The sequence below is a fragment of the Streptomyces sp. NBC_01750 genome (assembly GCF_035918095.1).
In the GTDB taxonomy this organism is placed as follows: Bacteria; Actinomycetota; Actinomycetes; order Streptomycetales; family Streptomycetaceae; genus Streptomyces.
The window spans coordinates 3,945,280-3,959,240 of record NZ_CP109137.1 but is presented as its reverse complement, the minus strand read 5'-3'; the positions used below and the strand labels follow the sequence as shown (position 1 = coordinate 3,959,240).

Below are 13,961 nucleotides of genomic sequence, written 5' to 3'. Positions count from 1 at the left end.
GTGGGCGTGCGAGGCGGCCATTCACTCGACCGGATGGCATATCCCATGGGACTCTTCCGCCGCGAGGTGGCGGGGTGTACCGTACGGTCCCCCTCGCCGCCGAAGCGCCTCGCGAAGCCGTTCAGGAAGCTCAGCGGGCGTAGTCCTTGGCGATGTCCGCGATGAACTGCCGGGTCTGATCCACATTCAGGGCCTGCGCGCGCAGATGCTCGTACATGACGCTGTACTTCTGTACGTCGTTGGCCTTCTCCAGATACAAGTCGCTGGTCACGCCCTCGATATAGACGACGCTCGAGTCGGAGGCGTCGGGGAACTCGAGGATCGCGTACTGGCCGTTGATGCCAGGATGGGCGCCCATCTCGAAGGGCAGCACCTGCACGGTGACATGCGGCAGCTGGGACAGCTCCACCAGATACTCGAGCTGCTCGCGCATCAGCTGCTTGTCGCCGACGAGACGGCGCAGCGCGGCCTCGTCGACCACCACCCACAGGCGCAGCGGATGCTCGGCCTCGTTGATCCTCTCCTGGCGGCGCAGCCGGACGCTGACCCGCTTCTCGATATCGGTGGTCCCGCTCTCGGGCAGGGCTCCGGCGATCAGGGCCTCGGCATACTGCCGGGTCTGCAGAAGCCCCGGGACGACCTGGGGCTCGTAGACCCGCAGGCTCGCCGCGTCGGTCTCCAGGCCGATGTAGACGCTGTACGGGATGTCGCCGAAGGCGTGCCACCAGCCCTGCTGGCGGGAGTCCTTGGCCATCTGCATCAGCGAGTCGACGATCCGGTGGTCCTCGACCTCGTACACGCCGCACAGATCGCGGACATCGCGCTGGCTGATCGAACGGCGGCCGTTCTCCAGGCGGCTGATCTTCGACTGGGAGACGAGCAGGCGCTCCGCCACCTCTTCAGCCGTCATGCCCTTGAGTTCCCGGAGCCGGCGCAGCTCCTGTCCCAAACGGCGTCGCCTGACGGTGGGGTTGACGTTGGACGCCACGGAAACTGCACCTCCGGCTGCGTAGCTGTGCGTATCTACCGCTCAGCAGATTGCCACCAATGGTCGCGGCTGCGCTGGCAAATGGCTACACGCGCGAACGCGCGGGGCAGCGTTTTCGCTGCCCCGCGCGTCTTGTGCGGCTCCCGGACCGGGTCTTGGGGACGTCGATGCGGCGGCTGTGCCTGTGTACGGTGCGGCTTGTGGTGCGGTTAGTGCGCGGCGACGCGGTCCATGCTCCCGCGGTGCGGTTGCATCGATACGGCCGCCGGCTGGCGACTGCCGCCCGGGGCGGCGGGGTTGCGGCGAGGCTGAGCGGCCACACCGTTCTGGACGTCCATCACGGCGTGCGCCACGAGTCCGCCCATGGGGTCGTGCCTGATGAGATCCCGCAGACGGGACCTCGAGGAACGCCCTTCGTTCCCGGGGTACAGGTGCTTGCCGAGTCCGACCGCGTGGGCCAGCGCAGCGAGCGCCGCGGTCCGCGGGTCCGGCGGTACACCGGTGCGGATCGCACTGTCCAGCCGGGCCCTGATGTCCCGGCTGATCGCCGTCTCCGTCGCTTGGTAGCGAGTCGTCGGCAGCACTCCGCACATCTGGCCCGCCACGGCATGCACCATGCCGCACCGCTCCAGATGCGAGAGGTAAATCTGGCGGAGCCCCAGTCGGGGTCCGCCAATCCAGTGGACCGCCCGCACCGGACTGCCGCGTCGGCGCAGCAACTCCAGTGCGGAGTCCAAAGTCGGATCTCCTGTCGGCCGTGGCATCACCACGGCGATACGATCCCCGTCTGGGGCTATCCGTCCTGCCAGAGCCAGCTCTACTAGCTGGGCTCCGGCCAGGCCGAGGTCGAGCGACTGCGGCTGCGCTGTGGTACCCGTGGTCGGGTCCAGAGCGAGCAGCAGAAGCTCTTCCGGAAGTGTTCTGCGGCTCCTGCCCATCCATGCCTCCCCGCGTGGATGAATGACAGGGTGACCCCTCTCACATTGGTCTGTCGAGAGCGCCTGGGTACTTCGTACGGGAACCGGCAGGTATGTCGTTCTCGTCTTTGCGCGGGGGCTGTCCTCTCAGACAGGACACTGGTAGATGGTTCGGACAACACGGGCTGTCGCCTCACGGCGCCCGACACGACGTACGCATGGCGCATGACGCATGACTCATGGAGGCACGGTGGCGGGCGAGTCCCCCGACAAGTCGGAGCAGAGGAAGTCGTCGGGGGAGACGACTTCGGGTGAACGTGACCCGCGGCTTACCGTGTTCCGCCAGGCCTCCCCGGGGGCTGCGGCTTCCGGGGCGGACCAGCCGACGGCGATCTTCAGGACGCCGGCCGAGCCGTCCGCGCCGGCGAGCGGGGAGCCGGGCACGGACCAGCCGACGGCGATCTTCAGGACGCCGGCCGAGCCGTCCGCGCCGACGAGCGGAGAGCCGGGCACGGAGTCGGGCTCGGTGGAGAACGACGCGAGGCTGCGTGCCGCGGTGGCGGCGTGGGTGGCGAGCGCGGACGACGAGGGTGCGCCGGCGGCCACGGAGGCCCCCTCTGAGGCCGCGGAGGCGGAGGTTCCGGCTCGGGGGCCGGGCAATGCGCCTGAGGGGCTCTCAGGCGACCGTGCGGGTTCCGGCGTTTCTGCGGAGCGGAAGTCCGCGGCCGCCGGCGAGGCCGAGTCTCCGGAGGAGGACGAGGCCGACGTCTCGGGGTCGTCGGGTCAGGACGACGAGGGGCCTTCGGGCGACGAAACGGGTCCGGGCGCGTCCGCCGGGACGGAGCCTGCGGTCGCCGAAGGGCCGGCTTCCGAGGCCGACGGTGGAGCCGCGGACGCGGAGTCGGAGTCGGAGTCGCGGGACGGCGACACGTCCGAGTCCGCGGAACCGGGGTCCGCGCCTGAGCCTGAGCCTGCCCACGAGGCTGCGGCGTCGGTGCCGTCGGATCAGGACGCCGGGCAGACCCCGGACGGCGAATCGGGTTCGGGTACGTCCGCGGAGCCGGAGTCCGGAGGTGTCGGGGGCTCGGTCTCCGAGGACGCCGAGCCGACATCGCAACCCGCGTCGTCCGACGACGCTGCCGCTTCGGCGCCGTCGGGCCGGGACGACGAGGAGAACTCCGGCGACGGGCCCGGTTTGGACGCGACGGCGGAGCTGGACGCTGCGGACGCCGAAGGCCCGGGCTCAGAGGCCGCGAAGCCGGCGGCCGTTCCCGCACCTGCCGGCGAAGCCGAGGCGGCGGGGCAGGACGCCGACGAGGACGGTTCGAGCGAGTCCGCCGAGTCGACTCCGTCGGGCACCGGCACCCGTATCGACGACGCTGCCCGGACAGCGCCCGCCAAGGGCAAGGAATCTGCGGATGCAAAGAGCGACGCAGCCGCGGGAGAGGCCGCCCCCAAGCGCGCGGTCGATCAGCCTACCGCCGTTTTCAAGGCGCCCCGGCGGCCCTCCGTCGATCAGCCCACCACCGCGCTCAAGGTGCCCCCGGCGCCCAGGTCCAAGCCCGAGCCCAAGGCCGAGCCCTCCAAGCCCGAGCCCAAAGCCGATGTCCCGCGCTCCAGCACCTTCGTGCCCCTGCGGGCCGACGACGTACGGAATCCCGCCGAGGTCAAGTCGCAGGCAGCCGCGCCGGCCGCAGCCACCCCGTCCGCACCCGCCTCGCTCACCGAGGCCGAGCGGACCAAGCAGCAGCCCATGCCGCCGCTGCCGCCGCTCGATCTGCTCGCCGAGCTGACGAACACCCCGCCCCCGCCGCAGACCCCGGTCCGTACGGTCTTCCGGCGGATCAAGATCTGGACGCCGCTGGTTCTGCTGCTCCTGGTCGTCTTTGCGGTCGTACAGGCTGTACGCCCGCTCCCGAACCCGTCGCTCGCGCTCTCCGCCGAGCCGACGTTCACCTTCAAGGGCGGCCCGCTCAGCCTGCCGTGGCCGGATGAGGGCCAGGGCGCCGTGGAGGTCGAGGGCGTCGGCAGCATCGGTACGTACGGCGCGCAGCAGCCGGCTCCGATCGCGAGCGTCGCGAAGACGATGACCGCGTACGTGATCCTCAGGGACCACCCGATCTCCGGCAAGGAGGTCGGCCAGAAGATCACCGTCGATCAGCAGGCGGAGGACGAGTCGAAGAACGACGACGAGTCGACCGCGCAGATCTCGATGGGGCAGCAGTTCACCGAGAAGCAGATGCTTCAGCTGCTCATGATCCCGTCCGGCAACAACGCCGCGCGCCTGCTGGCCCGCTGGGACTCGAAGTCCGAGGCAGAGTTCGTCAAGAAGATGAACGACGCCGCCAAGGACCTCGGCATGACCAACAGCACCTACACGGACCCCAGCGGCCTGAAGGCCACCACCGTGTCCACTCCGCAGGACCAGCTCAAGCTGGCCAAGGCGGTCATGCAGAACGATGTGTTCCGGGACATCGTCAATACGACGATGACCACGATCCCCGGCATCGACGGGAACATCAGGAACAACAACGACAAGGCTCTGCTGCTGGACGGCGTGGGCGGCATCAAGACCGGTTCGTCCACCCCGGCCGGCGGGAATCTCCTCTGGTCCGCCAATGTCGAGGTCGACGGCAAGGTGCGTCGCATCGTCGGCATCACGATGGGCGCCCAGAAGGCCGCCATCCTCAACGACAAGCTCGACCTCGCGATCGACTACAGCATCAAGGTGATTCAGGCTGCCCAGGCCGGCGTCACCTCCGCCACCGTCGTCAAGAAGGGCGACGTCGTCGGTTACGTCGACAACGGCCTCGGCGGCCGGACGGCCGTCATCGCCACCAAGGACCTCAAGGCGGTCGGCTGGGGCGGCCTCAAGGTCGAGATCGCGCTCAGCGACAGTGGCAAGACGCTCCCGCACTCCGCGAAGGCGGGCGCGGTCGTCGGTCAGGTCTCGGTCGGCACCGGTACCGGCAAGGTCACCGCACCGGTCGCGCTCCAGCAGGACCTGATGGAGCCTGGTTTGGGCGACAAGCTGACGCGCCTCGGCTAGCGCTGTGCCGGCCGCGCGGGCGTCCCGGGTTACCGGGGCGCCCGCGTGCTAGCGTCCCGGGGCAACTTCGGGGCGCCGGGACAGCGTCCTTGAGCATGGAACCTCAGTACGGACGCCGGCCCGGAAGTCAGGACGGGCGTCAGCGCGGACGTCAGCACTGAACGTCGGCATGGAGCACGTCGGAGGTTGGCAGGCCGGGGTACAACGGCAAAGCCGGGGAAGACGGGGAGAGCCGCAGTGACCACCGCTGAGCCGACACAGGCGGACGGCAGCAGCCCCGGCACGGGGCTGCGAATACGCCCGCCGCTGCCCCCTCACGCCGATTCCGGATCCGGCCTCGGCCCGGAATCCGCCGCCGACCCCGGCCCCATGGCCGATCTCCGCGACCGGCTCACGCGTCATCCGGTGCTCCTCGCGACGGCGCTCGCCGCGCTCGCCCATCTGCTCTGGTTCTTCTTCCTGGCGAACAGCGGCGGCGACATCGCGGCCCAGGATGCCTGGGCCGAGTTCGTCGGACGGCACCCGGACTCCGCGTACAACCTCGCCTGGTACGGCGGAATGCATCCGGTCTCGTACAGCGTCGTCTCGCCGTATCTGATGTCGCTGGTCGGTGTCCGCTCGACGATGATGATCGCCGGTACCGTCTCGGCCGCCCTGACCGCGCTGATCCTGGTCCGCGTCCGCGCGGTGCGCAATCCAGTGGCCTGCTCGCTCGCCGGGGTCTTCGCGTTTCTCTGCAACGCGCTCTCGGGACGGGTGACCTTTGGTCTCGGCATGACGTTCGCGCTCGGCGCGGTCGCCGCGGTCTTCTGCTGGCCGCACCGCTGGCGTCACAAACGCTGGGCGAAGGCGGCGGTCGCAGCCCCGGTCGCCGGGCTTGCCACCGCGTCGAGCCCGGTCGCCGGGCTCTTCCTCGGCGTCGTCGCGGCGGCGCTGTTCCTGAACAAGCGCCGCCCCGGTGCGTACGCCCTCGGCCTCGCCCCGGTCGTGGTCGTGGCGCTCTCCGCCTGGCTGTTCCCCTTCTCCGGTACGCAGCCGATGTCGTTCTGGTCGACCTCGTTGCCGTTCCTCTTCGGAGTCCTCGTCCTCGTCCTCGTGCCGAAGGAGTGGCGCACGGTCCGTACCGGCGCGGCCGTCTACAGCCTCGGTACCCTGCTGACCTGGGTGATCGATTCTCAGATCGGGTCGAACGTGTCCCGGCTCCCGATGCTCTTCGCGGGTGTGGTGCTGCTCGCCGCGCTGCCGTACAACGTGCCGAGCTCCCGCAAGTGGTACGCGCTCGTGATCGCCTTTCTGGGCCTGAACTTCTGGATCGGCTTCAAAGGCGTCGACGACATGGTGCGTACGGCCCCGACGGCGTCCTGGAACCGTGAGCTCGCGCCGCTGGTCAACCGGCTCCAGGGGCTCAGCGCGGAGCGTGGCCGGGTCGAGGTCGTGCCGGCCAGCAGCCACCGGGAGGCGTCCGCTCTCGCTCCGTACGTCAATCTGGCCCGCGGCTGGAACCGGCAGGCGGACATGAAGCGCAATCCGCTCTTCTACGACGACGACAAGACGCTGACCTCGGCCGGTTACCGGGCCTGGCTGGACCGCTGGGCGGTCCACTATGTGGTGCTGCCGAAGGGGATGCCGGACTCCAGCGGCGCGAAGCAGGAGGCTGAGCTGGTGCGTGCGGGCCAGTCGTATCTGACGCGGCTCTGGGGCGACGAGAACTGGCAGCTGTTCGCGGTGAAGAACCCGATGCCGCTGGCCGACCCGCCGGCCACCGTGCAACACGCGGGCGCGGGTGAGCTCACGATCCAGGTGAGGACGGCGGGCCGGGTGCTGATCCGGGTCCCGTACTCGCCGTGGCTGAGCATCGTCGACGAGCAGGGCAAGAAGGTGGAGGGCCCGCAGGAGACGGAAGAGTCGAAGGCGCGTGCGGACGGGCCCAAGACTTTCGTCAATCCCAACGGCTGTCTGCTGAAGGCGGGGAAGGACGTGGACGGCGACGAGTGGACCGAACTGCTGGCGCCGGCGCCCGGTTTGTACCGCCTGGCGGCTCCGTACCAACTACCGCGCGGTACCGCCTGTCCCGACGAACTCCGCTGACCCCTTACCGCCGTTAACACCTATCTCGCCCCGGTCCGCTGATGCATAGTGGACACCCTTGACATACCGAGCGGTTGGCCTAGTGGGTCAGGTGTGACGTGGGTTGCGAACGATGCGGTGGCGACAGCAGAGGTTCGCTGCGCGGGATGAGATGCCCCGAGTGCGCAGGAGGCGGAGTGGCTGGTTCGAGAGGCCAGGCCCCGAGTGGGACGTTTGTGGCGCGCGAGACGCTGGCAGGACGTTTCTCCCTCCTCTCCCGAACCGGAAGGATCCTGCTGGTCGGCGCAGCTGTGCTGACGGCATTCGCCCTGGTGGTCGCGGCGGTCTCGCTGTACGGGGGTGACTCGGAACCGGCCGGGGCGGCGGCGGACGTGCCCGGCGGTGACTCCGACTTCGGTCGCGACGGCCTCGGCGGCGCCCCGCAGCGCATCGTCCCCACGGCGCTGCCCGGCGCTCCCTCCGAGTCGGCAACGGGTTCGCCGTCGCCGAGCCCCGGCGGTTCCCGCGGCGAGAAGAAGCCGAAGCCCCCGCAGAACGTCCGCCGCCCTGCGTACTCCGCCTGGGCGGGGCCCGGTTGCACCGGCGGCGGCAGCTATCAGGAGCGCGGCCGCTTCAGCGACGGCGACGACGGCTGGTACACGGTATTCACCGGCGGCCACAAGGGCGACGGTTGCGACGGCAGCTTCACCGCAGTCCCCATGTCGGGCAGTTCGACCAAGGACAGCGGGGGCACGGCGACCTGGTCCTGGTACGTGGGCAGTGGATACACGACCTGCTCGGTGTCCGTCCTCATCCCCGAGAGCGAGCGCGACCGCGATGTGGGGGGCGAACCCACGACGTACACGGTGCTGGCCGATCCTGACGACCGGGACAGTGCGATCAAGTCCTTCGAGATCGACCAGACGTCACTGAGGGGCAGCGGCCTGATCGTGGAGAAGATCCCGGTCCGCAACCAGCAGCTCACGGTGCAGCTCGTGGACCGCGGCAAGGACTGGGGCAGCGGCGAAATCGAGGGCGCGCACCATGCGGCGGCCCAGATGAGAGCGGACTGCCGGGCCTGACGGACGAGTCGGGCCCGCAGTCGCACTCGTCGGCGTCAGCTGTGCGCGGCCGCCCGCACGGCTTCGTCGCAGATGCCGCATTTCAGCCGATCCCATCTGGGTGCGTGCCAGACGGTGGGATCGGGAGCCGTGTGCACGGCCTTCTCCATGCCGACCGCGGGCCGGCCGCACATCGTCCTGGCCTCTTCCCAGCCGGTGCCGCCCGGATCGGGCCAGTGAACGGCGTGCACGCGGACGGGCTGACGTATGTCGTGACCGCTCGGGCCGAAGTGGTTCTGTTCCTGTGCTGCGTCCTGAATCGCTGTGGCGTACTGACTCATGCGGCCGACCCTAGGCCTGAACCGGGGTCTGGGAGCCCTGAACGCAGTACCTCGTAGGCCCATTCTCCAGACGCCGGTCGTGCGGTCGCGGATGCCGGTCGCGGACGCCGGTCGCGGATGCCGGTCGCGGACGCCGGTCGCGGAGGTCGGCGCACTCGCGGACGGGAGGTGGTGCGCTCGTGGCCCCGGGGGAAGGGGCGGTGCACCCGTCCGGGGTCATTCTGTGATCATGAGGAAGCGGAGAGTGGCGGGCGGAGCTACGGTGGCGTCAATCGTTGTTGTGATCACCGGGCCGCTCCGGGCTGTTCCCGGCCGAGGGGCGGGCTGGCATGGCCGAAAAGGGTATGCCCATGTACTTCGCTTTCAGCCGCACTCGCCTGGGCCGGGCCGTCGCAGCGACGTGTGGGGTGTCGGCGCTGCTCGCTCTGTCCGCGACGGCCGGCTCCAGTGCCGCTGCGGTCGACCCGCCCTCCCGAGGGAGCGTCACATCCCGCGGGGGCGCGGTCATCACCGTGACCACCGCCAAGGTCGGCGCTCCCGGCAATCGTTCGGTGGGAATCATCCCGTTCAAGGACGCCGTATACCGCTCCTGCGCCGAAGCCCCCGCGACCTCGACCGGGTGTCTGATGGTCGGCGGCGTCGGCTACCCCTACGAGATCGGGCAGCTCGAAGTCACTGTCGAGCAGTGGGTGGCGTTCCTGAACACGGTCGATCCCGGTGGGCGCAATCGCCTTGGTCTCTATGAGGACACCGAGAGCTCGTCGGCGTGGCCGAAGTATGGCCAGATCAACCTCACCGCCGACGCCGCCGACGGCAGGCACTACTCGGTGGCCTCTCCGGAGTGGGCGCACAAACCGTACGGCTTCGCGAACTTCCTGGAGGCGGCGCGCTTCGTCAACTCGCTCGACAACGGTCGACTGATCTCCAAGCGGTCCGGCAGCAACGGCGGCTTCAGCTACGTCACTTACCAGGTCGAACTGTCGGCCAGGACCGAGCGAGGGATGTACGACCTTGCCCGGCCGGATGCGACCCGAACCCGTGATGCCGGCTTCGTCGTGCCGAGCCAGAACGAGTGGATCAAGGCGGCCTACTACGATCCGGGCGGCGGCACCTACTCCTACTGGAAGTACCCGACCAACGCAGGAGTCTTCGGCGACGGCGACGACAGTGCCCCCAGCCCCACCGTCCTCAACCCCACCACCGGCGATGTCACCAACGCGGCGACCCAGCCACTGGCCTCGTACCACGACACCGGACTGCCCGCACCGAGCTGGTGCCCGGCGCCGGTACTGCCCGAGGCCTGTTCCACCGTCAACCCCATCGGCCTGGACCCCATCACCTACCCCGAGATCTACCAGGGCAGCCTCAGCACGGTCGGCCAGGCGAGGACCACCTCACCATGGGGCACTCTCGACCAGGGCGGCAACGCGGTCGAGTGGACCGACACGATCACAGATGCCCCGTCCGGACGGGATTCCGGGCGGGTCTGGCGGCGATTGCACGGCGGGATCTCCAACGCGGAAGCCTTCCAGCTGTGGCTCTCGGCGGTCGGACTGCAGCCGCAGGACAACGTGTTCTACAACCACACCTATCCGTGGTTGGGCTTCCGGATCGGAGTGATCGGCGACCTCGCGTCCGGCACGTCCTGAGCGAGGTTCACGTGCGGCCGGGGCTGCCGGCGGCCACGGGAGTCTGGTCCGGGTACAGGTTGTGGTGGACGGCCTTCGCCACGCCCTCGATCGTGGCCATTCCGTAGTCCCACCCCACATCCGGTGACTCGCTTTCAGGCACCCGGTTGTTCTCGGTGAGGACCACGAGGCCATAGTCGTAGGCGTGGTTGGTGAACGCACTCATGCTGTTGACTTTCCAGTCTCCGCGGTCCCAGGGGTTCTTCAGCCCGCTCTCGGAACGCTGCAGCCATCCGTTCTTGACCTGGACGGCAGCGTCCGATGGGGCCCCGGCGGGCGTTCCCCACCGCTGATCCTTCTGTACGTCGTGCATAAGGTCCAGGATGTAGCTGCGCTCTTCGGCGTCAAGGACCGAGTTGTCGTTACCGGTGAGCAGCTCGAGCAGTTTGGCCTGGTCCCTCGCCGTGACCTGAGTCAGGCCCATGAATCCTGCTTCGTCAAGGGTGGTGTTCTTCATTCCGGCCTTGTCCAGGAATTTCTGGATCTTTTCGGGCCCAAGGCTGTCCCACAGGGTGTACGTCGCGTCGTTGTCCGAGTGCACGATCATCTCCCTGGCCAGGTCCTGCTCATCCTCGGACAAGTGGGTGCGTCTGGCCAGGAGCAGAGCCCCCAGTATTATCGGCTTTACTATGCTCGCGGAGTCGTAGTGCTTGTCCGCCCTGTACGTACAGGAGGTACGGGTGGTTCGGTCGTACAGCACCATCGAGGCTCGACTGTCGCGATTCTTCAGCGACTTCGCTATGTCTCGAGTCAGGGAACTTGCCAGTTCAGGGTCTTCGGACGCGCATTCAATCGGCCCGCCCTTGATCTTGATCAATCTGCCCCTGAGCCGCTGAGACGTGATCTTCCGGGCCACATGGGGTATCCGTATCTCATTGTGTATGGCTGCTGCGGGGGCTGCCGCGGGGGCGGGGCCCGGAGCCGGGGCGGGGGTAAAGGGCGAGGCGGATATCGCGACGGCAGCGGAGACCGTGACGGAAACCGTTCCTGAAGTTACCTTTGAAGTCATCTTGCTGAACCGCAACTCTTTCCCTTTCTGTTTTCCGTTCCGCCGGCGTGGACACCGCAGTGTGTCCGGACCCGATTTCACCCACAGCAGGGTCTGCTGAGTATCTGTTCGGTGATTCGGTGCAGCGCTTGTGGCGTGACATTACAAGCCTGGGATGGGCCTGGCCCGTCGGGGCAGCCGATAGGATTAGGCAGGCTTTTCCATGGCAGCCGATAAGGTGAAACAGGTCCTCCGAATGGGCCCTCTTCACCGGATTGGGCAATCGGCCGGGCGCCACTTGCTCACCGAGCGGACCGGCCTGTCCCTCTCGGCCGGCACCTCCGCTGTGGACGCCAATGACAGTCAGGGGCCGGCACCTTTGGTGCGGGCATCCCGCCTATCCGCTCGTGCCGCGGGCCACGTTCGCGGCGCTCGGCCGGAGTGCCCGGCGGAGGACGCCCGGCCGGGCTCGTGCTCCCTGGTCGATTCGGGCGGCCGACTCGGGATGGAGGCTTCCGTATCAGGCGCTGGCGGATGCGCGCCGGATCGCGTCGAGCGCGCGCGCCACGTCGTCGTCGGTCGTCGACCAGTTGCTCACCGAGATCCGCATGACGCGACGGCCGTGCCAGGTGGAGCCGCTGATCCACGTCGTGCCGTCGTCGAGCAGCCGGGTGAGTACCTGTTCCGTGTGTTCGTCGTTGCCGAACTCGGCGCAGACCTGGGTGAATACCACTTCGTTGAGGACTGTCGCACCGTCGATCCCGGCGATGCCGGCGGCGAACGCGGAGGCGTGTCGGCACAGCCGATCGACGAGGTCGGCCACACCTGACCGGCCGAGGGACCTGAGCGCGGCCCACACAGTGAAGGCTCTGCCGCGCCGGGAGAGCTCGGGGACCTTGTCGACGGGGTCGCCGTGTTCGGCCTGGATGAGGTAGTCGCCGCGCAGGCCCATCGCTGCCCGGACCGCGAACGGGTCGCGCACGATGGCGAGTCCGCAGTCGTAGGGGACGTTCAAGGTCTTGTGGGCATCCGTCGCCCAGGAGTCGGCGTATGTGTAACCCGCCGTCAAGTGCGCGTAATTCGGGGAGGCGGCCGCCCACAGTCCGAAGGCGCCGTCGATGTGCACCCATGCATCTGCCTCGCGAGCGGCACGGATCGTCTCGACGAAGGGATCGAAGGCGCCGGAGTGGATGTCTCCGGCCTGGAGGATCACGATCGTGGGGCTCTGCCCGCCGGCCGCCAGGGTGTGCCGCAGGGCTTCGGGCTCGATGCGTCCCTGGTCGTCCGCCTTCACCAGTTCGGGTCTGCCGAGCCCCAGGTAACGCAGCGCCAGGTCAATGGCCATGTGGCGGTCCTCGCCGACGATGACGTGTACAGCCGGCCCACCTGCGAGTCCGTCGCGGGCGACGTTCCAGCCGGCGCGGCGCAGCACCGCGTCGCGCCCGGCGGCGAGGCAGGTGAAGTTCGCCATCGTGGCGCCTGTGGTGAAGCCGACGGCGCTGTCGCCCGGCAGGCCGAGCAGATCGAGCAACCACGCGCCTGCGATGTCTTCCGCCGCCGTGTACGCGGGCGAGACGGCGCGCATCACGCAGTTCTGGTCCCAGGCGCTGACCAGCCAGTCTGTGGCCAGCGCGGCCGGTTCAGTGCCTCCGACGACAAACCCGTAGAAGCGGCCACTGGGAAACGCGGTGAGGCCCGGCTCGCAGGCCGTGACCAGCAGGTCGACGACGTCGGCGGGAGCGCTCGGACCGTCGGGCAGTTCGACACCGAGCGCGCTCACGATCTCGTCGACCGAAGCGCGGGCGGGAACCCGCCGATCGGACAGGCTCGCCAGCCAGCGGACGGCATGGGCGTATGCCTGTCGGAGCGCCGTCTCGCGCGCGTCCATACCTTGGACTATGAGACAGCCGCCCCCGCCGCGCAAGCCACGACTCACACGGTCGCTCCCACGCCGGTGACCACCCTGCAGCGGAAGGAATGAAGCGCGACGATAGAAGCAGGCTGATACCCGGAGCTACGGATGACAGTCAGCAAACCCGGCTACGACTGTGACGTGACCGTCCTCGGCGGCGCTTCGCCATGACTGGCGCATCCAGCGTTCCCGGCCCCCACCACCCGCCCGGCCTCGCCGACCAGACTGTCGTGGTGATCGGCGGGAGTGCGGGTATCGGACTGGAGACCGCCCGCCAGGTACGCGCAGGCGGCGGCCGGCTGGTCCTGGTCGGCCGCAACCCCGAACGGCTGCAACAAGCTGCCCAGGAGCTCGATCCTGTGAGCACAGCGGGGTTCGACGCCACCGACACCGAACGCCTCAAGCAGTTCTTCCAGGATCTGCCCGGGCCGGTCGACCACGTGATGGTCACCGCCGGCGGCCCCGCCTACATGCCCCTGGAGGACATGGATCTCGCGGCCGCCCGCGGCCAGTTCGGCGAGCGCCTTGCCATGACACTCGCGGTCGCCCTCTACAGCCGTGACAAGGTCCGAGCCGGCGGCACGCTGCTGTTCATCGGCGGCACCGGTGGTCGGCGCCCCGGTGTCGGCCTCTCCGTCGTGTCCGCCCTCACCGCGGCTCTGCCCGCCCTCACCGCCAACCTGGCGCTCGAACTGGCGCCGGTCCGGGTGAACCTCATCGCTGCGGGATTCGTCGACACGCCCCTGTCGGCCTCGCTCCTGGGCGATCAGCTCGATGCCCGGCGCGCGGAGCTGCGCGCCACGCTTCCCATCCGACGGGTCGTCGGCCCGGCTGACGTTGCCGCTCTGGCCGTGCACATCATGTGCAACGACGCGCTCACCGGCGGAACGTACGACATTGACGGTGGCCAGCAGCTCATCTCCCACTGAGTAGGAGGGAGGAGATCCTCA

General features: G+C 68.9%; 11 protein-coding genes. 5 read left to right on the top strand and 6 right to left on the bottom strand.

Going from position 1 to position 13,961, the window contains the following annotated elements; genetic code table 11:
* Nucleotides 1-130 precede the first annotated feature (130 nt).
* From OG966_RS17640 to OG966_RS17630, 3 genes are all read right to left on the bottom strand, one after another.
* Nucleotides 131-988, bottom strand: a complete 858-nt coding sequence (locus tag OG966_RS17640) for a helix-turn-helix domain-containing protein (protein WP_326650632.1) — start codon at nucleotides 986-988, stop codon at nucleotides 131-133.
* 209 nt (nucleotides 989-1,197) lie between these two features.
* Nucleotides 1,198-1,926 carry a GOLPH3/VPS74 family protein gene (locus tag OG966_RS17635; RefSeq protein ID WP_326650631.1) on the bottom strand — a complete coding sequence of 243 codons (729 nt, stop codon included), beginning with the start codon at nucleotides 1,924-1,926 and terminating at the stop codon, nucleotides 1,198-1,200.
* 216 nt (nucleotides 1,927-2,142) lie between these two features.
* Nucleotides 2,143-2,511 carry a hypothetical protein gene (locus OG966_RS17630; protein ID WP_326650630.1) on the bottom strand — a complete coding sequence of 123 codons (369 nt, stop codon included), beginning with the start codon at nucleotides 2,509-2,511 and terminating at the stop codon, nucleotides 2,143-2,145.
* 388 nt (nucleotides 2,512-2,899) lie between these two features.
* On the opposite strand from OG966_RS17630, the gene OG966_RS17625 reads away from it, so the two are divergent.
* From OG966_RS17625 to OG966_RS17615, 3 genes are all read left to right on the top strand, one after another.
* Nucleotides 2,900-4,954: a D-alanyl-D-alanine carboxypeptidase family protein gene (locus OG966_RS17625; protein ID WP_326650629.1), complete on the top strand. Its 2,055-nt coding sequence runs from the start codon at nucleotides 2,900-2,902 to the stop codon at nucleotides 4,952-4,954.
* A gap of 237 nt (nucleotides 4,955-5,191) precedes the next feature.
* Nucleotides 5,192-7,042, top strand: a complete 1,851-nt coding sequence (locus OG966_RS17620; RefSeq protein ID WP_442806720.1) for an MFS transporter — start codon at nucleotides 5,192-5,194, stop codon at nucleotides 7,040-7,042.
* Nucleotides 7,043-7,218: 176 nt separating this feature from the next.
* Nucleotides 7,219-8,103 (top strand): adhesin, encoded by an 885-nt coding sequence (locus OG966_RS17615; RefSeq protein ID WP_326650628.1) that lies wholly within the window; start codon nucleotides 7,219-7,221, stop codon nucleotides 8,101-8,103.
* Nucleotides 8,104-8,138: 35 nt separating this feature from the next.
* Here OG966_RS17615 and OG966_RS17610 read toward each other — a convergent pair whose 3' ends face one another.
* Entirely contained in the window at nucleotides 8,139-8,423 is a 285-nt protein-coding gene (locus tag OG966_RS17610) for a hypothetical protein (RefSeq protein WP_326650627.1), read from the bottom strand.
* 329 nt (nucleotides 8,424-8,752) lie between these two features.
* On the opposite strand from OG966_RS17610, the gene OG966_RS17605 reads away from it, so the two are divergent.
* On the top strand, nucleotides 8,753-10,072 hold the full coding sequence (locus OG966_RS17605; RefSeq protein WP_326650626.1) for a hypothetical protein: 1,320 nt from the start codon (nucleotides 8,753-8,755) through the stop codon (nucleotides 10,070-10,072).
* A 7-nt stretch (nucleotides 10,073-10,079) separates the two neighbouring features.
* On the opposite strand, the gene OG966_RS17600 is transcribed toward OG966_RS17605, so the two are convergent.
* Nucleotides 10,080-10,814, bottom strand: coding sequence for a serine hydrolase (locus OG966_RS17600; RefSeq protein WP_326650625.1), 735 nt, complete (start codon nucleotides 10,812-10,814; stop codon nucleotides 10,080-10,082).
* A gap of 805 nt (nucleotides 10,815-11,619) precedes the next feature.
* Nucleotides 11,620-12,987, bottom strand: coding sequence for a pyridoxal phosphate-dependent decarboxylase family protein (locus OG966_RS17595; RefSeq protein WP_326650624.1), 1,368 nt, complete (start codon nucleotides 12,985-12,987; stop codon nucleotides 11,620-11,622).
* 191 nt (nucleotides 12,988-13,178) lie between these two features.
* Between OG966_RS17595 and OG966_RS17590 the strand changes: the two genes are divergently transcribed.
* Nucleotides 13,179-13,940: an SDR family oxidoreductase gene (locus tag OG966_RS17590; RefSeq protein ID WP_326650623.1), complete on the top strand. Its 762-nt coding sequence runs from the start codon at nucleotides 13,179-13,181 to the stop codon at nucleotides 13,938-13,940.
* Nucleotides 13,941-13,961 lie beyond the last annotated feature (21 nt).

Coding starts and splice junctions, on each gene's coding strand:
- OG966_RS17600 (WP_326650625.1), bottom strand. CDS start 10,814: ATGGTGCTGTACGACCGAACCACCCGTACCTCCTGTACGTACAGGGCG.
- OG966_RS17590 (WP_326650623.1), top strand. CDS start 13,179: ATGACTGGCGCATCCAGCGTTCCCGGCCCCCACCACCCGCCCGGCCTC.
- OG966_RS17605 (WP_326650626.1), top strand. CDS start 8,753: ATGGCCGAAAAGGGTATGCCCATGTACTTCGCTTTCAGCCGCACTCGC.
- OG966_RS17595 (WP_326650624.1), bottom strand. CDS start 12,987: ATGGACGCGCGCGAGACGGCGCTCCGACAGGCATACGCCCATGCCGTC.
- OG966_RS17635 (WP_326650631.1), bottom strand. CDS start 1,926: ATGGGCAGGAGCCGCAGAACACTTCCGGAAGAGCTTCTGCTGCTCGCT.
- OG966_RS17610 (WP_326650627.1), bottom strand. CDS start 8,423: ATGAGTCAGTACGCCACAGCGATTCAGGACGCAGCACAGGAACAGAAC.